Here is a 25,982-nt window from a genome sequence, read left to right as displayed (position 1 = left end):
ACATATAGTAGTAATAAGGTTATATTATTTATTGTGATTATTTTACCTAAGACAGTAGGAGTTATTTGATAACTTAAAATTTATCCTACCGAGGCTAAAATTGACTTGAACGTGATGATCATTTAAATGATCTTTCAAGCACTTTTTGCCGTGGGTAGAAAGTGCTTTTTTTATTAATATTAAAAAAAGCACCAAAAATAAAAATGGAGGTGTCTGAATGTCTGCTATTATTGAAGCTAAAAAACAACAAGTTGACGTTATTGCTGAACAACTTAAAAATTCAGTTTCAACTGTTATCGTTGACTACCGTGGCTTAACTGTTTCTGAAGTAACTGAACTTCGTTCACAATTACGTGAAGCTGGTGTTGAGTATAAAGTATACAAAAACACAATGGTTCGTCGTGCAGCTGAACAAGCAGGTATCGAAGGCTTAGATGAATTCTTAACAGGTCCTACAGCTGTTGCAACTTCAACTGAAGATGTAGTAGCGCCAGCGAAGGTTATCGCAGGATTTGCTAAAGAACACGAAGCTTTAGAAATCAAAACAGGCGTTATGGAAGGTAGCGTAATCTCAGCAGAAGAAGTTAAAACTGTTGGTTCATTACCTTCACACGATGGTCTTGTATCTATGCTTTTATCAGTATTACAAGCTCCAGTACGCAACTTCGCTTATTCGGTTAAAGCTGTTGGAGAACAAAAAGAAGAAAGCGCTGAGTAATCGCGCATAAAATTTTAAAATAAATGGAGGAAATATAAAATGGCTAATCAAGAACAAATCATTGAAGCAATTAAAGAAATGTCAGTATTAGAATTAAACGACTTAGTAAAAGCAATTGAAGAAGAATTTGGTGTAACAGCAGCAGCTCCTGTAGCAGCAGCTGGTGCAGCTGGTGGCGGAGACGCAGCAGCTGAAAAAACTGAATTTGACGTTGAATTAACTTCAGCTGGATCTTCAAAAATCAAAGTTGTTAAAGCTGTTAAAGAAGCAACTGGCTTAGGATTAAAAGACGCTAAAGACTTAGTAGACAACGCTCCTAAAGTAATCAAAGAAGCGCTTGCTAAAGACGAAGCTGAAAAACTTAAAGAACAATTAGAAGAAGTTGGAGCTACTGTAGAATTAAAATAATTCTCGTATCTTAACTTAATATATAGGTTATACATTGCATGAATGACTAGTCATAGAATTTCATGTGAATGTAACCTACATTCTTTGAGAAATTAAAACCCCGTTATCACGATAACGGGGTTTTTACTTCATTTTCTAGAAGAAATGAATGATGAACAATGACAAAGAGGTGGAAATATGGGGCATTATTATGATGAAAACCCTGAAGTGCAAAGTGATGAAAAAATCATACAGTATCGCTATCATCAAAATGAATTAAAATTGACGACTGATGCTGGTGTGTTCTCTAAAGGTAAAGTTGATTTTGGCTCTGATACACTCGTCCAAACCTTTTTAAATGAACATCCGCCAGGTCCTAGTAAAAATATTGTCGATGTTGGTTGTGGCTATGGTCCAATCGGTCTAATGATCGCTAAAGTTTCTCCGCATCATCAAATTACTATGGTAGATGTTAATCAACGTGCCTTATCTTTGGCTGAAAAGAATAAAAAGGCGAATCGAATTGAGAATGTATCTATTAGAGAAAGTGATGGATTATCTCAACTAGAAGATAATTATTATGATTTTGTACTAACAAATCCACCTATTAGAGCAGGTAAAGATGTTGTTCATCGCATTTTCGAGGAAGCTTACCAGAAACTTAAGCTAAACGGTGAGTTATACGTTGTAATTCAAAAGAAACAAGGTATGCCTTCTGCTAAAAAGAAAATGGAAGAGATATTTAGTCACGTCGAAGTTGTGAATAAAAATAAAGGATACTATATTCTGAAAAGCCTAAAAGGTTGATTTCAAATTAGTATTCTGATATAGTTATAAAATGTAAAAATTTATGTTCAATAAGTGTGTACTTTTACGCGAAATGAGTACGTAAAACAAGAATAATTAAAGAATCGAAAATGGTGTCATCAATAAATGTGTTGCCGTTTTCTTTTTGTCTTGTTATACGAATTTTCTTTCGTGTTTAGGTTAAGCACACAATTTTTGAGGGGTGAATCTGTTTGGCAGGTCAAGTTGTCCAATATGGAAGACATCGTAAACGTAGAAACTATGCGAGAATTTCAGAAGTGTTAGAATTACCGAACTTAATAGAAATTCAAACTAAATCTTACGACTGGTTCCTAAAAGAAGGTTTATTAGAAATGTTCCGTGATATTTCTCCAATTGAAGATTTCACTGGCAACCTTTCTTTAGAATTTGTAGATTATCGATTAGGTGAACCAAAATACGATTTAGAAGAATCGAAAAACCGTGACGCTACTTATGCTGCACCTCTTCGTGTTAGAGTGCGTCTAATTATTAAAGAAACTGGCGAAGTTAAAGAACAAGAAGTATTTATGGGTGATTTCCCATTAATGACTAATACAGGTACGTTCGTAATTAACGGTGCAGAACGTGTTATCGTTTCACAATTAGTTCGTTCACCATCAGTATACTTCAATGAAAAAATAGATAAAAACGGTCGTGAAAACTACGATGCAACAATTATTCCTAACCGTGGTGCGTGGTTAGAATATGAAACAGATGCTAAAGATGTAGTCTATGTACGTATCGATAGAACACGTAAATTACCATTAACAGTATTATTACGTGCTTTAGGTTTCTCTAATGATCAAGAAATCATTGATTTACTTGGTGATAGTGAATACTTACGTAATACACTTGAAAAAGATAGCACTGAAAATACAGAACAAGCACTACTAGAAATTTATGAACGTTTACGTCCTGGTGAACCACCAACAGTGGAAAATGCTAAAAGTCTATTATACTCACGCTTTTTCGACCCAAAACGTTATGATTTAGCTAGTGTTGGTCGATACAAAGCTAATAAAAAATTACACTTAAAACATCGTTTATTTAATCAAAAATTAGCTGAACCAATCGTTAATAGCGAAACTGGTGAAATTGTTGCTGAAGAAGGCACAGTTTTAGACCGTCGTAAATTAGACGAAATTATGGAAGTTTTAGAAACGAATGCGAATAGTGAAGTGTTTGAATTAGAAGGTAGCGTAATTGACGAACCTGTAGAAATTCAATCAATCAAAGTCTATGTGCCTAATGATGAAGAAGCACGTACAACTACTGTAATCGGTAATGCGTTACCAGAGTCAGAAGTTAAATGTATTACACCTGCTGACATCATTGCATCAATGAGTTATTTCTTTAACTTATTAAATGGTATTGGCTATACAGATGATATTGACCATCTAGGTAATCGTCGTTTACGTTCAGTTGGCGAACTTTTACAAAACCAATTCCGTATTGGTTTATCTAGAATGGAACGTGTTGTACGTGAAAGAATGTCTATTCAAGACACTGACTCAATCACTCCACAACAATTAATTAATATTCGTCCTGTAATTGCATCAATTAAAGAGTTCTTCGGTAGCTCTCAATTATCACAATTCATGGACCAAGCTAACCCATTAGCCGAGTTAACACATAAACGTCGTCTTTCTGCATTAGGACCTGGTGGTTTAACACGTGAACGTGCTCAAATGGAAGTACGTGACGTTCACTATTCTCACTATGGCCGTATGTGTCCAATCGAGACTCCAGAGGGACCAAACATCGGATTAATCAACTCATTATCTAGTTATGCACGTGTAAACGAGTTTGGTTTTATCGAAACGCCATATCGTAAAGTAGATTTAGACACTAACTCTATTACTGATCAAATTGATTATTTAACTGCAGACGAAGAAGATAGTTATGTTGTTGCCCAAGCGAACTCTCGCTTAGATGAAAATGGTCGTTTCTTAGATGACGAAGTAGTTTGTCGTTTCCGTGGTAATAACACAGTTATGGCTAAAGAAAAAATGGACTACATGGATGTATCTCCTAAACAAGTTGTTTCAGCTGCGACAGCATGTATCCCATTCTTAGAAAACGATGACTCTAACCGTGCATTAATGGGTGCCAACATGCAACGTCAAGCGGTACCATTGATGAATACTGAAGCGCCATTCGTTGGTACAGGTATGGAACACGTAGCTGCTCGTGACTCTGGTGCTGCAATCACAGCGAAACACAGAGGACGCGTAGAACACGTTGAATCTAAAGAAATTTTAGTTCGTCGTTTAGTAGAAGAAAACGGTACTGAACATGAAGGTGAATTAGACCGTTATCCATTAGCTAAATTTAAACGTTCAAATACAGGTACTTGTTACAACCAACGCCCAATTGTTTCAATTGGCGATGTAGTTGAATACAACGAAATTTTAGCTGATGGCCCTTCAATGGAATTAGGTGAAATGGCCTTAGGTCGTAACGTAGTCGTTGGTTTCATGACTTGGGACGGTTATAACTATGAGGATGCTGTAATCATGAGTGAACGTTTAGTTAAAGATGACGTTTATACTTCAATTCATATCGAAGAATATGAATCAGAAGCTCGTGATACTAAACTAGGACCTGAAGAAATTACACGCGATATCCCTAACGTTTCTGAAAATGCACTGAAAAACTTAGACGAACGCGGTATTGTCTACGTTGGTGCTGAAGTTAAAGACGGTGACATCTTAGTAGGTAAAGTAACGCCTAAAGGTGTAACTGAATTAACAGCTGAAGAACGATTATTACATGCGATCTTCGGTGAAAAAGCACGTGAAGTGCGTGATACTTCATTACGTGTACCACATGGTGCAGGCGGTATCGTTCTAGACGTAAAAGTCTTCAATCGCGAAGAAGGCGATGATACGTTATCTCCAGGTGTAAACCAACTTGTACGTGTTTACATCGTTCAAAAACGTAAAATTCATGTTGGGGATAAAATGTGTGGTCGTCACGGTAATAAAGGGGTTATCTCTAAGATCGTTCCTGAAGAAGATATGCCTTACTTACCAGATGGACGTCCAATTGATATCATGTTAAACCCACTTGGTGTACCATCTCGTATGAACATCGGACAAGTATTAGAATTACACTTAGGTATGGCTGCTAAGAACTTAGGCATCCACGTTGCATCTCCAGTATTTGATGGTGCGAGTGACGAAGATGTATGGTCAACAATCGAAGAAGCAGGTATGGCACGTGACGGTAAGACTGTCTTATATGACGGACGTACTGGTGAACCATTTGATAACCGTATTTCTGTTGGTGTAATGTACATGCTTAAACTTGCCCACATGGTTGATGACAAGTTACATGCGCGTTCAACTGGTCCATACTCACTTGTTACACAACAACCGCTTGGTGGTAAAGCACAATTCGGTGGACAACGTTTCGGTGAAATGGAGGTATGGGCACTTGAAGCTTATGGTGCTGCATACACATTACAAGAAATCCTAACTTATAAATCTGACGATACAGTAGGTCGTGTTAAAACTTATGAATCTATCGTTAAAGGTGAAAACATCTCTAGACCAAGTGTTCCAGAATCATTCCGCGTATTGATGAAAGAATTACAAAGTTTAGGTTTAGATGTCAAAGTGATGGACGAGCAAGATAATGAAATCGAAATGGCGGACGTTGATGACGAAGATGCAACTGAACGCAAAGTAGATTTACAACAAAAAGATGTTCCAGAAACACAAAAAGAAACTACTGACTAATTCGCTATTAAGTTAAAAATACTGTAAGAAGAGAGAAATTCAGCTGAGGAGGGTAGGAAACCATTTACCGGTTTCCTAGGCCACTTATATAAAGGCCTCTTCTCTACCTTGCTGATTTCACTTCTTTCTAATATTTTAGTTTCAATAAATGTAAATCAATCAAATAGCACAGCTAATCTAAATTGAAGGAGGTAGGCTCCTTGATTGATGTAAATAATTTCCATTATATGAAAATCGGTTTAGCCTCACCTGAAAAAATCCGTTCTTGGTCATACGGTGAAGTTAAAAAGCCTGAAACAATTAACTATCGTACTTTGAAACCAGAAAAAGATGGTCTTTTCTGTGAAAGAATATTCGGACCTACAAAAGACTGGGAATGTAGTTGTGGTAAGTACAAACGTGTACGCTACAAAGGCATGGTATGTGATAGATGTGGTGTAGAAGTAACTAAATCTAAAGTGCGTCGTGAAAGAATGGGGCATATTGAATTAGCAGCACCTGTATCACACATCTGGTACTTCAAAGGTATTCCAAGTCGTATGGGTCTTCTATTAGACATGTCTCCAAGAGCTTTAGAAGAAGTTATCTACTTCGCATCATATGTAGTTGTAGATCCAGGTCCAACTGGCTTAGAGAAAAAATCTCTATTGTCTGAAGCAGAATTTAGAGATTACTATGATAAATACCCAGGTCAATTTGTAGCTAAAATGGGCGCTGAAGGTATTAAAAATCTACTAGAAGAAATTAACTTAGATGAAGAATTAAAAACATTACGTGATGAGTTAGAATCTGCGACTGGTCAAAGATTAACTCGTGCCATCAAACGTTTAGAAGTCGTTGAATCATTCAGACATTCTGGTAATAATCCAGCATGGATGATTTTAGATGTACTTCCAATCATTCCACCAGAAATTCGTCCAATGGTTCAATTAGATGGTGGACGTTTTGCAACGAGTGACTTAAACGACTTATACCGTCGTGTTATCAACCGTAACAATCGTTTAAAACGTTTATTAGACTTAGGTGCTCCTGGCATCATTGTTCAAAACGAAAAACGTATGTTACAAGAAGCAGTAGATGCTTTAATCGATAATGGTCGTCGTGGTCGCCCAGTTACTGGACCAGGTAATAGACCATTGAAATCACTTTCACATATGTTAAAAGGTAAACAAGGTCGTTTCCGTCAAAACTTACTTGGTAAACGTGTTGACTACTCAGGTCGTTCAGTTATCGCTGTTGGACCTAGCTTGAAAATGTATCAATGTGGTCTACCTAAAGAAATGGCACTTGAATTATTCAAACCTTTCGTAATGAAGGAATTAGTTCAACGTGAAATTGCTACAAACATCAAAAATGCTAAAAGTAAAATTGAACGCATGGACGATGAAGTATGGGACGTATTAGAAGATGTTATTAGAGAACATCCAGTATTACTTAACCGTGCCCCTACACTTCACAGATTAGGTATCCAAGCCTTTGAACCTACATTAGTAGAAGGTCGTGCAATCCGTCTTCACCCACTTGTAACAACAGCTTACAACGCGGACTTTGACGGTGACCAAATGGCTGTTCACGTACCTTTATCTAAAGAAGCACAAGCTGAAGCTCGTATGTTAATGCTAGCTGCTCAAAATATCTTGAACCCTAAAGATGGTAAACCAGTCGTTACACCATCACAAGATATGGTATTAGGTAACTATTACCTTACTTTAGAACGTAAAGATGCAGTGAATACTGGTACAATCTTTAATGATACTAATGAAGTACTTAAAGCATATGCAAATGGTTATGTACACTTACACACTCGTATTGGTGTCCATGCACGATCATTTAATAATCCTACATTTACTGAAGCGCAAAATAATAAAATTTTAGTTACTTCAGTAGGTAAAGTAATCTTTAATGAAATCATTCCTGATTCATTTGCATATATCAACGAACCAACTCAAGGTAATCTTGAAGGTAAAACACCAGACAAATATTTTATTGATCCAACTCAATTAGGTGAAGGTGGACTTAAAGAATACTTTGAAGATAAAGAACTTATTGAACCATTCAATAAAAAATTCTTAGGAAACATTATCGCTGAAGTCTTCAATAGATTTAGCATTACAGATACTTCTATGATGCTTGACCGTATGAAAGACTTAGGATTTAAGTTTTCATCTAAAGCTGGTATTACTGTAGGTGTCGCTGACATCGTGGTACTTCCAGATAAACAAGATATTTTAGATGAACATGAAAAATTAGTCGAACGTGTTTCTAAACAATTCAATCGTGGTTTAATCACTGAAGATGAACGTTATAACGCTGTTGTAGAAATTTGGACTGACGCTAAAGACCAAATTCAAGGCGAATTAATGCAATCTCTTGAGAAAACAAACCCAATCTTCATGATGAGTGACTCTGGTGCCCGTGGTAACGCATCTAACTTTACTCAATTAGCTGGTATGCGTGGTTTAATGGCCGCTCCATCTGGTAAAATTATTGAGTTACCAATCACTTCATCATTCCGTGAAGGTTTAACGGTATTAGAATACTTCATCTCTACTCACGGTGCGCGTAAAGGTCTTGCCGATACAGCCCTTAAAACAGCTGACTCAGGTTACCTTACTCGTCGTCTTGTTGACGTTGCTCAAGATGTTATCGTACGTGAAGAAGACTGTGGTACAGACCGTGGTTTATTAGTTTCTGACATTAGAGAAGGTACAGAAATGATTGAACCATTCATTGAACGTATCGAAGGTCGTTATTCTAAAGAAACAATTCGTCATCCTGAAACAGATGAAATTATCATCCGTCCTGACGAATTAATCACAGCTGAAATCGCTAAACAAATCACTGACGCTGGTATTGAACAAATGTATATCCGCTCAGCATTTACTTGTAACACTCGTCACGGTGTTTGTGAAAAATGTTACGGTAAAAACCCTGCAACAGGTGAAAAAGTTGAAGTGGGTGAAGCAGTTGGTACAATTGCCGCTCAATCAATCGGTGAACCAGGTACCCAACTTACAATGCGTACATTCCATACAGGTGGGGTAGCCGGAAGCGATATCACGCAAGGTCTTCCACGTATCCAAGAAATCTTCGAAGCGCGTAATCCTAAAGGTCAAGCCGTGATTACTGAAATCGAAGGTGTCGTAGAAGACATTAAATTAGCAAAAGATCGCCAACAAGAAATTGTTATTAAAGGCGCTAATGAAACAAGATCTTACCTAGCTTCTGGTACTTCAAGATTGAAAGTAGAAGTAGGTCAATCAGTAGAACGCGGTGAAGTATTAACAGAAGGTTCAATCGAGCCTAAAAACTTCTTAGCTGTTGCTGGTTTAAATGCGACTGAAAGCTACTTACTTAAAGAAGTTCAAAAAGTTTATCGTATGCAAGGTGTAGAAATCGATGATAAACACGTAGAAGTAATGGTTAGACAAATGTTACGTAAAGTTAGAATTATCGAAGCTGGTGACACTAAACTATTACCAGGCTCATTAGTAGATATTCATAGCTTTACTGATGCTAACAGAGACGCATTCAAAGAACGTAAACGTCCAGCTACTGCTAAACCAGTATTACTTGGTATTACTAAAGCTTCTCTTGAAACTGAAAGCTTCTTATCTGCAGCTTCATTCCAAGAAACAACTCGTGTACTTACAGATGCTGCCATCAAAGGTAAACGTGATGACTTACTTGGACTTAAAGAGAACGTTATTATCGGTAAGCTAATTCCAGCTGGTACTGGTATGAGACGTTATAGCGATGTTAAATATGACAAAGCTGAAACGCCAGTTGCTGAAAATGAAGAAGTAGAAATTACTGAATAAAGTACGCTAAAGCTACTATAATCGGTAAATTAACTAGAATTAAAGGAAGCTGTTAGTTAGTACTACTTTAATTCTAGTTTTCTACCCTTCAGAATAATAGAGACCGGAAAAGATCATATTTTATGAATAAGTTTGGCAAGTTATTCACTGATTTTTAAAAATAAAAACAATGAAAGTCTTAGCCTTGCTTAACTTCTAAATATCTTCAATCCGGTCTCTTCATTTTTCTTATTTAAAAGAGTGAAAAGTCCTTAAATTTTGTTGACTTATTACTACTTTAAGTGTTATTATTGTAAAGGTTGATGCAAGCAGAACTTTGGAGGATATTTTAATGTCTAATGAAAAAGTTGCACGCTTTAACAAACAACACTTTGTAGTTGGTCTTAAACAAACGCTTAAGGCCTTAAAAAAAGATCAAGTTGCATCATTGATTATTGCTCAAGACGTTGAAGTCTACTTAATGGCTCGCGTATTTAGCCAAATCAATCATAAAAACATACCGGTTTCATATTTTCAAAGCAAACAAGCTTTAGGTAAATATGTAGGTATCAATGTTAATGCGACAATTGTTGCGTTATTGAATGAGAATTAGTAAGTAACATTACTTACTAAATTTTATTTAATCTAAAAATGAACCACCTGGATGTGTGGAATTAAAAAGTGAAGAGAGGAGGACATTTCAATGCCAACTATTAATCAATTAGTACGTAAACCAAGACAAAGCAAATCTAAGAAATCAGATTCACCAGCTTTAAACAGAGGTTTCAATAGTAAAAAGAAACAATTTACTAACTTAAATTCACCTCAAAAACGTGGTGTTTGTACTCGTGTAGGTACTATGACACCTAAAAAACCTAACTCAGCGTTACGTAAATATGCACGTGTGCGTTTATCAAATAATATTGAAATCAACGCATACATTCCTGGTATCGGCCATAACTTACAAGAACACAGTGTTGTACTTGTACGTGGTGGACGTGTAAAAGACTTACCTGGTGTGCGTTATCACATTGTACGTGGTGCACTTGATACTTCAGGTGTTGACGGACGTAGACAAGGCCGTTCATTATACGGAACTAAAAAACCTAAAAATTAAGTTTAAGATTGTGTAAATTTTAATTTCATTCTTTAAGAATATACTATAATAGGAAGGGAGGATTTTCATTATGCCTCGTAAAGGATCAGTACCTAAAAGAGACGTATTACCAGATCCAATTCATAACTCTAAGTTAGTTACTAAATTAATTAACAAAATTATGTTAGACGGTAAACGCGGAACAGCACAAAGAATTCTTTATTCAGCATTTGACCTTGTAGAACAACGCAGTGGTCGTGATGCTTTAGAAGTATTCGAAGAAGCAATTAACAATATTATGCCAGTATTAGAAGTAAAAGCTCGTCGTGTGGGTGGTTCAAACTATCAAGTACCAGTTGAGGTACGCCCAGAACGTCGTACTACTCTAGGATTACGTTGGTTAGTTAACTATGCACGTCTTCGTGGTGAAAAAACTATGGAAGATCGTTTAGCTAACGAAATCTTAGATGCAGCTAATAATACAGGTGGTGCCGTTAAGAAACGTGAGGACACTCACAAAATGGCTGAAGCAAACAAAGCATTTGCTCACTATCGTTGGTAAGATAAAAGCTTTAACCCTGAGTGTGTTCCAACAAATTGGTTTACCAAGAATGATGGTTCATGCTTAGGGCATCGCCATATTCTATAGTAGTTATTCAGTAATAACTGGAAGGAGAAAAACAATGGCTAGAGACTTTTCTTTGAAAAATACTCGTAATATCGGTATCATGGCTCACATTGATGCTGGTAAAACAACTACGACTGAACGTATTCTTTATTATACAGGTCGTATCCACAAAATTGGTGAAACACACGAAGGTGCTTCACAAATGGACTGGATGGAACAAGAACAAGACCGTGGTATCACAATCACATCAGCTGCTACAACAGCTCAATGGGCAGGCCACCGTGTAAACATTATCGATACACCAGGACACGTAGACTTCACAGTAGAAGTTGAACGTTCATTACGTGTACTTGATGGTGCGGTTACTGTACTTGATGCTCAATCAGGTGTAGAACCTCAAACTGAAACAGTTTGGCGTCAAGCTACAACTTACGGTGTACCTCGTATCGTATTCGTAAATAAAATGGATAAATTAGGTGCTAACTTTGAATACTCTGTAAGCACAATTCATGACCGCTTACAAGCTAATGCTGCACCTATCCAATTACCAATTGGTGCCGAAGACGAATTTGAAGCTATCATCGACTTAGTTGAAATGAAATGCTTCAAATATACAAACGACTTAGGTACAGAAATCGACGAAATTGAAATTCCTGAAGATCACAAAGAAAGAGCTGAAGAAGCTCGTGCTACATTAATCGAAGCAGTTGCTGAAACTAGTGACGAATTAATGGAAAAATATCTTGGTGACGAAGAAATTTCAGTTGCTGAATTAAAAAATGCTATCCGTCAAGCTACTACTGACGTAGAATTCTACCCAGTACTTTGCGGTACAGCATTCAAAAACAAAGGTGTACAATTAATGCTTAACGCAGTAATTGACTACCTACCATCTCCTTTAGATGTTAAACCAATCGTAGGACACCGTACTGAAAATCCTGACGAAGAAGTAATTGCTAAACCAGACGATTCCGCTGAATTCGCTGCATTAGCATTCAAAGTTATGACTGACCCTTATGTTGGTAAATTAACTTTCTTCCGTGTTTATTCAGGTACGTTAACTTCAGGTTCTTACATTAAGAACTCAACTAAAGACAAACGTGAACGTGTAGGTCGTTTATTACAAATGCACGCTAACTCACGTCAAGAAATCGACACTGTTTACTCAGGCGATATTGCTGCTGCAGTTGGTCTTAAAGATACAGGAACTGGTGACACATTATGTGGTGAAAAGAATGACATTCTTTTAGAATCAATGGAATTCCCAGAACCAGTTATCCACTTATCAGTAGAACCTAAATCTAAAGCTGACCAAGATAAAATGACTAACGCTTTAGTTAAATTACAAGAAGAAGACCCTACTTTCCATGCTCACACTGATGAAGAAACTGGACAAGTTATCATCGGCGGTATGGGTGAGTTACACTTAGACATCTTAGTAGACCGTATGAAGAAAGAATTCAACGTTGAATGTAATGTAGGTGCACCAATGGTTTCATATCGTGAAACATTCAAGCAATCTGCACAAGTTCAAGGTAAATTCTCTCGTCAATCTGGTGGTCGTGGTCAATACGGTGATGTTCACATTGAATTCACACCAAACGAAACTGGCGCAGGTTTCGAATTCGAAAACGCTATCGTTGGTGGTGTAGTTCCTCGTGAATACATCCCATCAGTAGAAGCTGGTCTTAAAGATGCTATGGAAAATGGTGTCTTAGCTGGATATCCTTTAATTGATGTTAAAGCTAAATTATATGATGGTTCATACCATGATGTCGATTCATCAGAAATGGCCTTCAAAATTGCTGCATCATTAGCACTTAAAGAAGCTGCTAAAAAATGTGATCCAGTTATCTTAGAACCAATGATGAAAGTTACAATCGAAATGCCTGAAGAATACATGGGCGATATCATGGGTGACGTAACAGCTCGTCGTGGACGTGTTGATGGTATGGAACCTCGTGGTAATGCACAAGTTGTTAACGCTTATGTACCACTTTCAGAAATGTTCGGTTATGCAACTTCATTACGTTCTAATACTCAAGGTCGCGGTACTTACACTATGTACTTTGACCACTATGCAGAAGTTCCAAAATCAATCTCTGAAGAGATTATCAAAAAAAATAAAGGTGAATAATTAAACTTGTTTTAACTAGTTATTCTAGGTAAAATACAGCTTGAGCTTATTATTTAAGCAATCACGTTTATGAATTGATTTTTTAGGAAAAATGCATTATAAAGGAATTATGAATTCTTTCAATAACAATAATTATATCTCATGATGGTGAGAAACTATCATGAGACATAATATTGAAATAACTTTTACTTGAAGAGGAGAGATTTAATAATGGCAAAAGAAAAATTTGATCGCTCAAAAGAACATGCCAATATTGGTACTATCGGTCACGTTGACCATGGTAAAACAACTTTAACAGCTGCTATCGCAACTGTATTAGCTAAAAATGGTGACACTGTAGCACAATCATACGACATGATTGACAACGCTCCAGAAGAAAAAGAACGTGGTATTACAATCAATACTGCACACATCGAATACCAAACTGACAAACGTCACTATGCTCACGTTGACTGCCCAGGACACGCTGACTATGTTAAAAACATGATCACTGGTGCTGCTCAAATGGACGGCGGTATCTTAGTAGTATCTGCTGCTGACGGCCCAATGCCACAAACTCGTGAACACATCTTATTATCACGTAACGTTGGTGTACCAGCATTAGTAGTATTCTTAAACAAAGTTGACATGGTTGACGACGAAGAATTATTAGAATTAGTTGAAATGGAAGTACGTGACTTATTATCTGAATACGACTTCCCAGGTGACGATGTACCTGTAATCGCTGGTTCAGCATTAAAAGCTTTAGAAGGCGATGCTCAATACGAAGAAAAAATCTTAGAATTAATGCAAGCAGTTGATGATTACATTCCAACTCCAGAACGTGATTCTGACAAACCATTCATGATGCCAGTTGAGGACGTATTCTCAATCACTGGTCGTGGTACTGTTGCTACAGGCCGTGTTGAACGTGGTCAAATCAAAGTTGGTGAAGAAGTTGAAATCATCGGATTACACGACACTTCTAAAACAACTGTTACTGGTGTAGAAATGTTCCGTAAATTATTAGACTATGCTGAAGCTGGTGACAACATCGGTGCATTATTACGTGGTGTTGCTCGTGAAGACGTACAACGTGGACAAGTATTAGCTGCTCCAGGTTCAATTACTCCTCATACAAAATTCAAAGCTGACGTATACGTTTTATCTAAAGACGAAGGTGGACGTCACACTCCATTCTTCTCAAACTATCGTCCACAATTCTATTTCCGTACTACTGACGTAACTGGTGTAGTTAACTTACCAGAAGGTACTGAAATGGTTATGCCTGGCGACAACGTTGAAATGACAGTAGAATTAATCGCTCCTATCGCTATTGAAGACGGTACTCGTTTCTCAATCCGTGAAGGTGGACGTACTGTAGGATCAGGCGTTGTAACTGAAATCTTCGAATAATATTCATTATTCAATATTTCAAAAGACTCCCTTTGAGGAGTCTTTTTTTGTGATATTCGTTAACCTTATAGAATCAAAAATCCCTTAAATGGAGCTTTTAACAAAAGTTCCATTTAAGGGATTATTATTGTTATTTAAAGATGTGGCCAATCACTATCATAGCTTACTCAAATATCTAAATTCTGTTTTTATAACACTTGTTCAATTTCTAAAATTTTTAGGAACTCACTGGCTGTATATTTGAAAGCACGTTCGTCAATATCAAAGTGTGGGTTATGATGAGGCGCAGTAATACCTTTCTCTTTGTTTCCACATCCTGTTAAGAAGAATGCACCTGGACGAACTTTTAAATAATGAGAAAAATCTTCTCCAATCATCATTAATTCAGATTCATTAAAGCGCAAGTGCATCTCATTGGCTGCTTGTTTTACTACTTCATATGCGTTTGCGTGATTATGCACAGGTAAGTAGCCACGTATATAATTCATGTCATATGTAATATCATTCGCTAATGCTAGTCCTTGTAATAACTTGTCCATTTTAGTTTGAATATGAGTCTGTAATTCAGTATCGAATGTACGCACAGTGCCCTTACAAAAGGCAGAGTCTGGGATAACACTATCTGAAGAACCTGCTTGAATCATACCAAATGTAAGGACAGCCTCTTTGACAGGGTCAATTGTTCTAGAAATAATCTTTTGAGCGCTAAGTATAAATTCAGCCATAATTACAATAGGATCAATTGTTTCGTGTGGCTTCGCGCCATGACCACCTTTTCCATAAATAGTAACTGAAAATTCGTCAGGGGAGGCCATAATTGCTCCTGGTCTTGAATAAATGGTACCTGTAGGATAACCACTCCATAAATGTGTTCCATAAATCTTATCTACGTCTCTTAAACAACCATCGTCAATCATCTCTTGTGAACCACCAGGCATTATTTCTTCGCCATATTGAAAAATCAAAACGACATTGCCTTTTAATAAATGGCGATGTTCATGAATAATCTCTGCCACGCCTAATAGAATCGCCGTATGACCGTCATGGCCACATGCATGCATATAGCCTTCATTTTTAGATTTATAAGGCACATCGTTCAATTCTTGCACTGGCAACGCATCAAAATCAGCCCGAAATGCAATCACTGGTCCTTGTTCCGCTCCTATAAATGTAGCTTTAATCCCATTGCGACCGATAGGAGCTTCAATCTGACAATCCAATTTGCGTAGTTGGTTAAGAATATAGTTATGCGTCCATGTTTCTTCAAAGGACGGCTCAGGGTGTTGATGCATATCCCGACGCATCTGAATCATTCTGCTTTCTTTTTTACTAGCTAATTGAAACCAATCCAACACCTCAACCACTTCTTCCTGTTTATTATGATGTTTAGTATATCAAATTCTTAATTAACTCAATAGCTTCTTTTTTTATTTTTGAAAATAGAGACTTCAAAACCTTATAAATAGACTAAAAATACATATTGGACATACACATGTACATTACATAAAGAATATTAAATATATTGATATTACAATAATGATAAGGCTTTCATATTAGATAAAAATCAGTTATTATTATGGTGATATAAAAATACAAAGGGGATATGATTATGGTTCAATCACTACACAATTTTTTAGAAGAAAATATTCAATATTTAAAAGATAATGGGTTATATAACGAAATCGATTCAATCCAAGGTGGCAATGGCCCAGAAATTAAAATTAATGGAAAAGAATATATCAACCTATCATCTAATAACTATCTAGGATTAGCTACAAACGAAGAATTAAAAAAAGTTGCTAAATCAGCAATTGATTCACATGGAGTGGGAGCAGGTGCCGTACGTTCAATCAACGGAACATTAGACTTACATGATGAGCTTGAAGAAACATTAGCGAAATTTAAAGGCACGGAAGCAGCTATCGCTTATCAATCTGGCTTTAACTGTAATATGGCGGCAATTTCAGCAGTAATGAATAAAAACGATGCAATTCTTTCAGATGAATTAAACCACGCGTCTATTATCGATGGATGTCGTTTATCTAAAGCTAAAATTATCCGCGTCAACCACTCTGACATGGAAGACTTAAGAGCTAAAGCTAAAGAAGCAGTTGAATCAGGTCAATACAATAAGGTTATGTACATTACTGACGGTGTATTTAGTATGGATGGTGACGTTGCTAAATTACCTGAAATTGTTGAGATTGCTGAAGAATTTGGTTTAATCACTTACGTTGATGATGCCCACGGTTCTGGCGTAATGGGTAAAGGTGCAGGTACAGTAAAACACTTTGGTTTACAAGATAAAATTGACTTCCAAATTGGTACGTTATCAAAAGCAATTGGTGTCGTAGGTGGATATGTAGCCGGTACGAAAGAATTAATTGATTGGTTGAAAGCACAATCTAGACCATTCTTATTCTCTACATCACTTGCGCCTGGCGATACAAGAGCTATTACTGAAGCTGTGAAAATGCTTATGGCTTCTACTGAATTACATGATAAATTATGGGATAATGCACAATACTTAAAAGATGGTTTAGAAAAACTTGGTTTCGACACTGGTCATTCAGAAACACCAATTACACCAGTTATTATTGGTGATGAAAAAGAAACTCAAGCGTTTAGTAAACGTCTTAAAGATGAAGATATCTATGTTAAATCTATCGTCTTCCCAACAGTTCCACGTGGTACTGGTCGTGTAAGAAATATGCCTACTGCAGCACATACGAAAGAAATGTTAGATAAAGCTATCGCAGCTTATGAAAAAGTAGGTAAAGAACTAGGAACAATCAAATAATACTATAAGAAGTTAGCCAGTTTGAAACATAGACAATGTTTCAGACTGGCTTTTTTTGAGTTAATGATGCGATGTATGTTGGTGATTTAAATAGTTATAAATTTTAGATGATATCTATTTCAACTTTTTAAATTTAGCCCCTTAAATGCTAAACTGAGAAAAAGAGTGTACTAATTTTAAGCGAAAGAGATGATGCTTATGACGGAATTAAGACAATTGAAGTATAGTGATCAATCGGCTTTTAGGCGATATATCCAAGAATGGTACGACCATCAAGAAACAGTGGTACCTTCGAATACGGATTTAGCTCAATACGCGTCTTTTGAAAATATGGTAGATGAATTAAATAAGACAGAAGTAGAGGAAGGATGGGTGCCTAGCACGACATTGTTTTATTTCAAAGATAAGCAAATTGTTGGTGCAGTTAATATACGTCATAAATTAAATCAACGTTTAACTAATATAGGCGGTCATGTAGGTTATGGGGTAGCTAAGTCATATAGAGGACAAGGAATTGCGACGTTTATGTTAAAAGAGGCGAAACACATCCTAAAAGAGTTAAAGGTGGATAAAATTCTAATGACATGCAACCCTAAAAATGAAGCTTCTAAAGCAGTGATTACAAGTTGTGGAGGCTATCCGATTGAATCCTATACAAAGAAGAATGGTAATCTAGTATCTCGTTTTGTAATTCCAAATGAATGAAGGGTAAGATAATGAAAGAATTGAAAGTTGTATATGCATTAATTCGAAATAATGAAGGTAAAGTACTACTTGTTCATAATACCGATGGTGGTGGATGGTCTTTACCGGGTGGCAAGGTTGAACAAGGTGAAACGTTAATCGAAGCGGTTAAACGTGAAATTATGGAAGAAACTGGCTTAACGGCAACTATTGGAGATATCATCAGTATTAATGAAGGTAAGTCATATCAAATGAGTGTTCATACACTTTTTATTATGTTTAAGGCTACGGTGGAAGATTATACGACAGATATACAAATGAAAGATGAAGTTTCAGAACTACGTTGGGTAACGGTAGAAGAAGCAGATGAGAAATTAATCTATTACCACCATAGTTTAAATACTTTTTTGGAAAATAAAGCGACTTACTATGATGAAGGATATGTAGATTAATAAAAATAAGGTTAGGACTATGAAATCTTAGATAATATCTTAGATTTCTCTCCTAACCTCGTAGGGTCAAAAGTTTATAAATAGTTTCATAAGGTTATGAAATCGCAAGGCTTTTCAATAATTGAAAGCTTTTTATTTATAAAATAAAGATAGCATCATTTTCATTTTAGTACAATACTGAATTAACATATTAAATACATTAACTTAATATTTCCACGTTTAAAATGTTATATTTAAATTCTAATTTATGAAGAATAGTCTAGGGTAAATAAGTAATAAACCTAAATATATAAATGGAGGAACTTACATGCTAGTGTTAAATGAACAAGATCAACAACAGTTATTGAACATGGAAGAAGTGATAGAAGAAGTAGCACAATCTTTAAAAGCATATTCAGAAGGCAAAACAGAAACACCGCTTCGTTACGTCTTACCATTTAACGAAGAGAACCGATATTTAGTAATGCCAGCACTCTCAGATGAATTTAAAATTGTAGGAATTAAAACAGTCACTTTTGCGCCAGATAATCCAAAAAAGGGTAAGAAAACTATTACAGGTTCTGTATTATTAAGTGATTATGAAACGGGAGAAACATTAGCAGTGTTAGACGGTAGTTACCTAACTAAAATACGTACTGGTGCTATCTCTGGTGTAGCTACTAAGTATTTAGCACGTGAAGATGCTAAAACATTATGTGTTATTGGCGCTGGCGACCAAGCTGAAGGGCTTATTGCAGCCGTTATGGCAGTGAGAAATATTGATACTGTACATTTCTCAAGCCGAACTAAAGAGAACGCTGAGAAGTTAGCTAGTAACGTAGCTCAAGAGTATAACGTACAAACGAAAGTGTTTGATGAAGCGGACGACGCTATGGAAGATGCGGATGTTGTTGTAACAGCTACAAATTCTTCAAAACCTGTATATTCTCGTTCACTACAACCAGGCGTTCATCTCAATGCAGTAGGTTCTTTCAAACCTGAAATGCAAGAACTACCATCTGAGTCTATGTTGGTCGCAAATAAAATTGTCGTTGAATCTACTGAAGCCGCGATGGAAGAAACAGGTGATTTAAAAGTACCACAAGAAGAAGGTATACTTACTGAAAACTCATTACACGGCGAATTAGGTAATATCGTAGCAGATAAAATCTCAGGACGTGAAGATGATAAAGAAGTAACGTTATTTAAATCAGTAGGACTAGCAATTGTAGATATTGTAGTGGCTAACTATTTCTATAAAAAAGCATTAGAAAAGAATAACCAATAAATGTAAATAAAACAAAGCTCATAAATGAACATTTACAGTTCGTTTATGAGCTTTTATATAGGAATGAAACTCTATATCCCTTCAAAGATTATTGACGCGTTCCCTCTTTTCTTTAGTACGAGATATTAATTTCTTAGACTTTATGACTTATGCGGACTTTTTACGTTTACGAGAATAGACTAAGCCGGCTCCTATAACTACTAGTAATATCGCAATGTCATGTTCCATATTGTTTTTACCAGTGTTAGGTAATTGTGTTATATTGTGATGCTTAGAGCCATAATAATCCTCATTTAGCATATTAGCAGTATTTTTAGCGTTATTAGAATAAGACGCTTGTGATACTAATAGATTTAAATCTGTATTTATAGTTGCGCAATTATCCATAGCTTTCGCAACTCTTATATTATTTGGCATTTTAGGCTTCGTAGCATAGTTTGCTAAAGTACATTGAGGATAACTTGAAATAGCACCATCTTTACGTTTACTTGGAAACTGGATAACATTTATCCCCTTGTTAGAGGCATTAGCTTTATGAGAATCATATCCTTTAGATGTTTCATTTTCAGAAGAAGTGGAAGCATGCGCAATGACTTCTACTGCTGGATGATCTTGTTTCTTATGTGGAATAGGGAATTCAATAACTTTATCATCTCCATTATCAGTAGTTGGTTGATGATTAGTATCTTCCGCGTGCGTGTTAGGTTGAGTATTTGAATCAGGTTCGCCATTAATAATACGTACAGGTTCATTAGTGTCATATTTGCTTAAATCTGCACCATTCATGTACTGAACGACAACCGCATCTAATGAAATGCCTTCTTCACGTTCGCCTCCAAACATGTCGTAGTCGTCCCCTTGATTAGCTGTAAAATCATTAGTAGTGACGTAGTATATGCGATTAGGGTCTAAATCTTCATAGCCGCCCGTATCTTTATTTAAAACTTTAATGGCATTCACACGATGTCCAGCTTCTTTATTAATATCAAAGTAAACGCGAATTGAGTCAGATACTTGTAAGAAGCCACCATTCGCAGCTAATACTGTCTTACCCTCTTGTGCATCTGTGCGTGAGCCTAAACTTAGTTCAAAAGCTTTTTCAACATCTGAACCTTTCACTTTAATTTGAGAAATTAAGTTACCGAATGGTAATACGGTAATAATATCATTTTCTGTAACTTTGCCTTTGTTGATAGAAGCTCTAATTCCGCCACCATTCGTGATTGCGAAGTCCGGGGCATGTGAGAAATTCTTAGTTGCATAGGCTTCCATAGCGTCAGTAATTAAATTTCCTAGATTTGTTTCTTGGGTACGTGCTACTTCACGCTCTCCATTTAATGTCACTGTGTTATTAGGAATAACGACAGTGGATGTTTCTTTAAGGAATGCGTCATTTGCTTTCTTAGTTTGAGTTGCGATATGCGAATCGGCTACCACATCTTTAGTATCAGCTACATTGATAAGTGATGCTGTTGGTTCATTTTGAAAATTAAAATCGACACGGCCTACATTTTCAAGTGCAGTCCCAGTTTGGGCAAGTATATTGTTGGCACCATAATGTTTACCATGTTCGATAACAGTATGTGAGTGGCCATCTAAAACAAAGATAGGTTGTTTGAATGAGCCACTCTTTGTTAATTGATCGATTAAGTAATCTCCACGCCACTGCTCTTTTGTAGATTTATCAATACCTAAATGGGATAAGATGACGAATACATCGACATTATCTTTAATCGCGTTCATTGCTTGGGATACGCTAGGTAGTGGATCTTTAAATTCTACGCCTTCCACTGAAGTAGGAGAAGTCTTGGTCTTTGTTTCAGGCGTAGTCACGCCTACGATACCGTAGCGCACGTTATTCTTAGTAACAATCGTTGAAGGATCAAAAATAAGTTTTCCATTTTTATATATATTAGACGATACCATAGGGAAATTAAGTTGTTTCTGTAATTTAAGTAATTGATCGTAACCAAAGTCGAATTCATGATTTCCGATAGTCATTGCGTCGTAACCTACACCATTCATCGCTTTTGCCATTTCTTCTCCTTTTGAATTATTTGATACGGGTAAACCTTGAAAGGCATCGCCAGAATCGACCATTAAATCTGGATGATATTTATCTTTTAGTCCTTTAAGTTTGGCCATTCCAATTACTCTGCCTTCGTCTTCTACAAAACGCCCGTGAATGTCATTTGTATGTAAAATGGTATGTGTCGTTGTTGTATTTGATGATGTCGTTTCTGCTTTCTTAGATGGTGCGACGTTATGAGTTGTGTTATTAGTATTTTTACTTTCTTGTGTTGTAGAAAGTGTTTGATGTGTTGATTGAGTAGACTTGTGTTCTTTTGGTTGTTGTGTAGATGCTTGTGACGTTTGTACTGTATCTTTAGATTGAGAAGTAACGTCTGCCTTCGATGTACGATGTGCTACTTGTGCATTATCTGTAGATGTGGCACTTGGCGTTTTTTCTGTATCGAGTTGCTTGTCAGGTTCCGTAGAATAATCAGAAGCGGTATTTTCATGCGCCGGTGCTTCTTGAATTGCTACGTTATTTTGAGTAGATGCAACTTGAGTTGTTGCTTTATCTGTTGATAGTGTAGATGCTTGTGTAGGTTTTGCCTCTTGGCGTACTGTCTCTGATGACTTATCTGCATTATTGGATTGAGATGGTGTTTCAGAAGTTGTCTGAGTAGAGGATTCATCTGATACACTGTCTGACGTTGCAGTTACTTTAGATGTAGATGGAGTCGTCGGGCTCGTCGTTAACGTGGCAGCATCATGTGAGTCGTTAGAATTTAACTCAGCCGCATACGTTGTACCGGATGCGATACCCAATGCGATTAGAATGATAAATAGAAATGAAATACAATATTGCTTCATATTGGCCTCCTTTATTTATGAAAATTTACAATTTTATCTTAGCATAACTCTTTCCGTATAAAGCTTACTCGATGAATTATTTACGAGAATTTTAAAAGTTTTTAATAAAATATTTTTTAGGATAAGTATCTCTGACTTTTCAAAAATAAAGAAAATTAAAATGTATGTATTTTGTATGTATACAAGAAAGCGCTTTTATATTATAATGAGCGTGTAAAGAAGGGGTATGTATACTCCAGAAGGACAATGTTATATTATACACACACAAAGGGAGATTTTAATGATGGAGAGAATCGTAATTACTGGAGCGCTTGGTCAAATTGGGACTGAGTTGGTTCTAAAATGTAGAGAGATTTATGGGAATGATAATGTGTTAGCGACAGATATTAGAGAGCCGGAAGAGGGGTCACCGGTGAATAATGGTCCGTTTAAAATATTGGATGTAACGAATCGTGAAGCCATGATGGCGATTGTTGAGAATTTCAAAGCGGATACGTTGATGCATATGGCGGCGTTATTGTCTGCCACGGCTGAGAAGAATCCTTTATTAGCATGGGATTTAAATATGGGTGGTTTAATGAACGCGTTGGAAACTGCGAGAACGTATGAGTTACATTTCTTTACGCCAAGTTCTATCGGTGCGTTTGGGGATTCAACACCGAAGAAAGATACGCCACAAAATACTATTCAACAACCAACTACAATGTATGGTGTAAATAAAGTTGCGGGTGAGTTATTGTGTCAATACTACTTCAAAAAATTTGGTGTGGATACGCGTAGTGTGAGATTCCCTGGATTGATTTCACATGTTAAAGAACCAGGTGGCGGTACGACGGATTATGCGGTAGAAATTTACTTTGAAGCGGTAAGACAAGGTCGTTATACAAGCTATATTGCGAAAGATACATATATGGATATGATGTATATGGATGATGCGATTGATGCGATTATTAAATTAATGGAAGCTGATAGTGACAAGCTTGTTACTCGTAACGGTTATAATTTAAGTGCGATGAGTTTTGAACCGGAAATGATTAAAGCTGAAATTCAAAAACATTATCCTGATTTCGCGTTAGATTATGAAGTGGATCCTACACGTCAAGCGATAGCTGATAGCTGGCCAGACAATATAGATACGAGCTATTCTCGTAAAGAGTGGGGCTTTGATCCTAAATACGATTTAGCTAAAATGACTGAGTTAATGTTAAATGCAATTGAAGAAAAAGAACGTAATAAATAAGCGTGACCATGTAGTATATGCCAACAAAGTAAATAACTTTGTTGGTATTTTTAGTTTTTATTGGTACAAAATGAAGTAATAGTAACGAATGGTTGTAATGATGACTATCGAATAGTGCTAAGCTTTTCGAAAGTATGTGGTATCTTTTTAATTAAGATAGTGTTGCTTACTGATTGGGTGCCCATTTTTAAAATTAAAAATAAGAATTTAAGATGTGAAAACCCTTTAATCGCTTATAAAGTATGTTATTTTAATAAGAAGAGGTACATAATGAGTATTTAGTTTGAATTTTTAGAAAACTTATTGAATAGAAAATATGAGGTTGCTATAATTTAAGTTAACTATTATCTAGGAAATATTTAGGAGGCTTTCATCATGACAGAAAAAGTTAAATTTGAAAAACGCGAAACACTAAAAGATAAACCAGAAGGAAATCTAGGATTTGGCCAGTACTTTACAGATTACATGTTAAGTTTCGACTATGATAGTGAAAAAGAATGGCATGATTTAAAAATCGTTCCTTATGCGCCATTTGAAGTGTCACCAGCAGCACAAGGTCTTCATTATGGTCAAGCCGTATTTGAAGGTTTAAAAGCTTATAAACATGAGGGCGAAGTAGTGTTATTCCGTCCAGATCAAAACTTCAAGCGTATTAATAATTCTTTAGATCGTCTGGAAATGCCTGAAATAGATGAAGAGCTATTATTAGAAGGATTAAAACAATTAGTAGATGTTGAACGTGATTGGGTACCTGAAGGCGAAGGTCAATCATTATACATCCGTCCATTCGTTTTCGCGACTGAAGGTATTTTAGGTGTACGTGCATCTCATCAATATAAATTATTCATCATCTTATCTCCATCAGGTGCTTACTACGGCGGAGACACATTAAAAACAACTAAAATCTATGTAGAAGATGAATATGTCCGTGCCGTACGTGGTGGTGTAGGTTTCGCTAAAGTTGCAGGTAACTATGCGGCAAGTTTATTAGCTCAAACAAATGCCAATAAATTAGGCTATGACCAAGTATTATGGTTAGATGGTGTAGAACGTAAGTACGTTGAAGAAGTGGGAAGCATGAATATTTTCTTCGTTGAAAATGGCAAACTTGTAACACCTGCTTTAAATGGTAGTATCTTACCAGGTATCACTCGTAAATCAATCATTGAGTTAGCTAAAGAACTTGGCTATGAAGTGGAAGAACGTAAAGTCTCAATCGATGAATTATTCGAAGCATACGACAAAGGTGAATTAACTGAAGTATTTGGTTCAGGTACTGCAGCAGTTATCTCACCAGTAGGAACTTTAAAATATGAAGATAGAGAAATCGTTATTAACAACGACCAACCAGGCGAAATCACTAAAAAATTATATGATACGTATACAGGCATCCAAAGCGGTAAATTAGAAGATAAACACGGTTGGCGCGTAGTCGTTCCAGAATATAAATAATAAACACTTATTAAACTAGAATCCTTGAAATATTGAGGATTCTAGTTTTATTAGTTATGGTAGTTTTTGTAAATGAATGCGTTATTGAATACGTAAAGGTTAACAATAAAATTAAATTTGATGGCTATGAAATTAAAGTGCTTATGTGAACTATTTATTATCTAAACGACGGCCAATATAACCTAATATTGAGCCTATGGTAAACAACGTGATCACATATACCAGATCTAGTAATTGATTATTTAAGTCAATCATAGGATGAATAAAAAAAGTGAATATAATAATTATAATTAAGAATATAACGCCAGCACTTACTCTATATTTCATTATAGACACCTCGTAGTTAGATTTAATTTTATAATAATATAGTTAAATATAAATTATCAAAATTTAATCACCTTTAAACTAATAAAACTATTTAAAAATAAAGTACTAAAGTGGTTTAATTAGAATCTCCAAACAGATTATATATTAT

The 25,982-nt window shown here is 36.1% G+C and carries 18 protein-coding genes and 1 other annotated feature; of the genes, 16 read left to right on the top strand and 2 right to left on the bottom strand.

The genetic code is table 11. The features are described 5' to 3' along the window. The first annotated feature begins 27 nt into the window (after positions 1 to 27). Positions 28 to 180: a sequence feature (ribosomal protein L10 leader region), on the top strand. 37 nt (positions 181 to 217) lie between these two features. The 10 genes from rplJ to tuf all read left to right on the top strand — a co-directional run bounded on the left by rplJ (position 218) and on the right by tuf (position 14,732). Then, positions 218 to 718 carry a 50S ribosomal protein L10 gene (gene rplJ / locus CD147_RS07550; RefSeq protein ID WP_103166807.1) on the top strand — a complete coding sequence of 167 codons (501 nt, stop codon included), beginning with the start codon at positions 218 to 220 and terminating at the stop codon, positions 716 to 718. 39 nt (positions 719 to 757) lie between these two features. Continuing rightward, on the top strand, positions 758 to 1,126 hold the full coding sequence (gene rplL, locus CD147_RS07545) for a 50S ribosomal protein L7/L12 (protein WP_103166806.1): 369 nt from the start codon (positions 758 to 760) through the stop codon (positions 1,124 to 1,126). Between the two features lie 177 nt (positions 1,127 to 1,303). Further along, on the top strand, positions 1,304 to 1,912 hold the full coding sequence (locus CD147_RS07540) for a class I SAM-dependent methyltransferase (RefSeq protein ID WP_103166805.1): 609 nt from the start codon (positions 1,304 to 1,306) through the stop codon (positions 1,910 to 1,912). A gap of 212 nt (positions 1,913 to 2,124) precedes the next feature. Beyond that, positions 2,125 to 5,676, top strand: a complete 3,552-nt coding sequence (gene rpoB, locus CD147_RS07535) for a DNA-directed RNA polymerase subunit beta (protein WP_103166804.1) — start codon at positions 2,125 to 2,127, stop codon at positions 5,674 to 5,676. A gap of 227 nt (positions 5,677 to 5,903) precedes the next feature. Then, positions 5,904 to 9,497: a DNA-directed RNA polymerase subunit beta' gene (gene rpoC / locus CD147_RS07530; protein ID WP_167409775.1), complete on the top strand. Its 3,594-nt coding sequence runs from the start codon at positions 5,904 to 5,906 to the stop codon at positions 9,495 to 9,497. A gap of 331 nt (positions 9,498 to 9,828) precedes the next feature. Beyond that, positions 9,829 to 10,089, top strand: coding sequence for a ribosomal L7Ae/L30e/S12e/Gadd45 family protein (locus tag CD147_RS07525; protein ID WP_103166802.1), 261 nt, complete (start codon positions 9,829 to 9,831; stop codon positions 10,087 to 10,089). A 90-nt stretch (positions 10,090 to 10,179) separates the two neighbouring features. Further along, entirely contained in the window at positions 10,180 to 10,593 is a 414-nt protein-coding gene (rpsL, locus tag CD147_RS07520; RefSeq protein ID WP_016931318.1) for a 30S ribosomal protein S12, read from the top strand. A 70-nt stretch (positions 10,594 to 10,663) separates the two neighbouring features. Beyond that, positions 10,664 to 11,134, top strand: a complete 471-nt coding sequence (rpsG, locus tag CD147_RS07515; protein ID WP_001137495.1) for a 30S ribosomal protein S7 — start codon at positions 10,664 to 10,666, stop codon at positions 11,132 to 11,134. Between the two features lie 121 nt (positions 11,135 to 11,255). Further along, the gene (fusA, locus tag CD147_RS07510; RefSeq protein WP_103166801.1) at positions 11,256 to 13,337 is read left to right on the top strand and encodes an elongation factor G; all 2,082 of its coding nucleotides are present in this window, start codon (positions 11,256 to 11,258) and stop codon (positions 13,335 to 13,337) included. 210 nt (positions 13,338 to 13,547) lie between these two features. Beyond that, on the top strand, positions 13,548 to 14,732 hold the full coding sequence (gene tuf / locus CD147_RS07505; protein WP_103166800.1) for an elongation factor Tu: 1,185 nt from the start codon (positions 13,548 to 13,550) through the stop codon (positions 14,730 to 14,732). Between the two features lie 188 nt (positions 14,733 to 14,920). Here tuf and CD147_RS07500 read toward each other — a convergent pair whose 3' ends face one another. Beyond that, complete coding sequence (locus CD147_RS07500; protein ID WP_103166799.1) at positions 14,921 to 16,087, bottom strand: M20 family metallopeptidase; 1,167 nt, start codon at positions 16,085 to 16,087, stop codon at positions 14,921 to 14,923. A gap of 254 nt (positions 16,088 to 16,341) precedes the next feature. On the opposite strand from CD147_RS07500, the gene CD147_RS07495 reads away from it, so the two are divergent. The 4 genes from CD147_RS07495 to CD147_RS07480 all read left to right on the top strand — a co-directional run bounded on the left by CD147_RS07495 (position 16,342) and on the right by CD147_RS07480 (position 19,935). Beyond that, positions 16,342 to 17,532, top strand: a complete 1,191-nt coding sequence (locus tag CD147_RS07495; RefSeq protein ID WP_103166798.1) for a glycine C-acetyltransferase — start codon at positions 16,342 to 16,344, stop codon at positions 17,530 to 17,532. A gap of 198 nt (positions 17,533 to 17,730) precedes the next feature. Continuing rightward, a complete protein-coding gene (locus tag CD147_RS07490) occupies positions 17,731 to 18,237 on the top strand; it encodes a GNAT family N-acetyltransferase (RefSeq protein ID WP_103166797.1) in 507 nt (168 codons plus the stop codon). An 11-nt stretch (positions 18,238 to 18,248) separates the two neighbouring features. Continuing rightward, the gene (locus tag CD147_RS07485) at positions 18,249 to 18,668 is read left to right on the top strand and encodes an NUDIX hydrolase (protein ID WP_103166796.1); all 420 of its coding nucleotides are present in this window, start codon (positions 18,249 to 18,251) and stop codon (positions 18,666 to 18,668) included. A gap of 307 nt (positions 18,669 to 18,975) precedes the next feature. Beyond that, the gene (locus CD147_RS07480; RefSeq protein WP_103166795.1) at positions 18,976 to 19,935 is read left to right on the top strand and encodes an ornithine cyclodeaminase family protein; all 960 of its coding nucleotides are present in this window, start codon (positions 18,976 to 18,978) and stop codon (positions 19,933 to 19,935) included. A 147-nt stretch (positions 19,936 to 20,082) separates the two neighbouring features. Here CD147_RS07480 and CD147_RS07475 read toward each other — a convergent pair whose 3' ends face one another. Continuing rightward, positions 20,083 to 22,815, bottom strand: a complete 2,733-nt coding sequence (locus tag CD147_RS07475; RefSeq protein WP_103166794.1) for a 5'-nucleotidase C-terminal domain-containing protein — start codon at positions 22,813 to 22,815, stop codon at positions 20,083 to 20,085. A 283-nt stretch (positions 22,816 to 23,098) separates the two neighbouring features. Here CD147_RS07475 and CD147_RS07470 point away from each other — a divergent pair, with 283 nt between their 5' ends. Together CD147_RS07470 and CD147_RS07465 are read left to right on the top strand one after the other, a co-directional pair. After that, complete coding sequence (locus CD147_RS07470) at positions 23,099 to 24,055, top strand: L-threonine 3-dehydrogenase (protein ID WP_103166793.1); 957 nt, start codon at positions 23,099 to 23,101, stop codon at positions 24,053 to 24,055. Between the two features lie 375 nt (positions 24,056 to 24,430). Further along, positions 24,431 to 25,507, top strand: coding sequence for a branched-chain amino acid aminotransferase (locus tag CD147_RS07465; RefSeq protein ID WP_103166792.1), 1,077 nt, complete (start codon positions 24,431 to 24,433; stop codon positions 25,505 to 25,507). Positions 25,508 to 25,982 lie beyond the last annotated feature (475 nt).

The sequence above is a fragment of the Staphylococcus devriesei genome, from assembly GCF_002902625.1.
Taxonomy (GTDB): Bacteria; Bacillota; Bacilli; order Staphylococcales; family Staphylococcaceae; genus Staphylococcus; species Staphylococcus devriesei.
Note: the sequence above shows the minus strand (reverse complement) of the source record. Positions and strands in the feature narration are given on the sequence as shown.

Coding starts and splice junctions, on each gene's coding strand:
- rplJ (WP_103166807.1), top strand. CDS start 218: ATGTCTGCTATTATTGAAGCTAAAAAACAACAAGTTGACGTTATTGCT.
- CD147_RS07485 (WP_103166796.1), top strand. CDS start 18,249: ATGAAAGAATTGAAAGTTGTATATGCATTAATTCGAAATAATGAAGGT.
- CD147_RS07525 (WP_103166802.1), top strand. CDS start 9,829: ATGTCTAATGAAAAAGTTGCACGCTTTAACAAACAACACTTTGTAGTT.
- CD147_RS07480 (WP_103166795.1), top strand. CDS start 18,976: ATGCTAGTGTTAAATGAACAAGATCAACAACAGTTATTGAACATGGAA.
- rplL (WP_103166806.1), top strand. CDS start 758: ATGGCTAATCAAGAACAAATCATTGAAGCAATTAAAGAAATGTCAGTA.
- rpsL (WP_016931318.1), top strand. CDS start 10,180: ATGCCAACTATTAATCAATTAGTACGTAAACCAAGACAAAGCAAATCT.
- CD147_RS07495 (WP_103166798.1), top strand. CDS start 16,342: ATGGTTCAATCACTACACAATTTTTTAGAAGAAAATATTCAATATTTA.
- CD147_RS07540 (WP_103166805.1), top strand. CDS start 1,304: ATGGGGCATTATTATGATGAAAACCCTGAAGTGCAAAGTGATGAAAAA.
- CD147_RS07470 (WP_103166793.1), top strand. CDS start 23,099: ATGGAGAGAATCGTAATTACTGGAGCGCTTGGTCAAATTGGGACTGAG.
- fusA (WP_103166801.1), top strand. CDS start 11,256: ATGGCTAGAGACTTTTCTTTGAAAAATACTCGTAATATCGGTATCATG.
- CD147_RS07465 (WP_103166792.1), top strand. CDS start 24,431: ATGACAGAAAAAGTTAAATTTGAAAAACGCGAAACACTAAAAGATAAA.
- CD147_RS07475 (WP_103166794.1), bottom strand. CDS start 22,815: ATGAAGCAATATTGTATTTCATTTCTATTTATCATTCTAATCGCATTG.
- CD147_RS07490 (WP_103166797.1), top strand. CDS start 17,731: ATGACGGAATTAAGACAATTGAAGTATAGTGATCAATCGGCTTTTAGG.
- tuf (WP_103166800.1), top strand. CDS start 13,548: ATGGCAAAAGAAAAATTTGATCGCTCAAAAGAACATGCCAATATTGGT.
- rpsG (WP_001137495.1), top strand. CDS start 10,664: ATGCCTCGTAAAGGATCAGTACCTAAAAGAGACGTATTACCAGATCCA.
- rpoC (WP_167409775.1), top strand. CDS start 5,904: ATGAAAATCGGTTTAGCCTCACCTGAAAAAATCCGTTCTTGGTCATAC.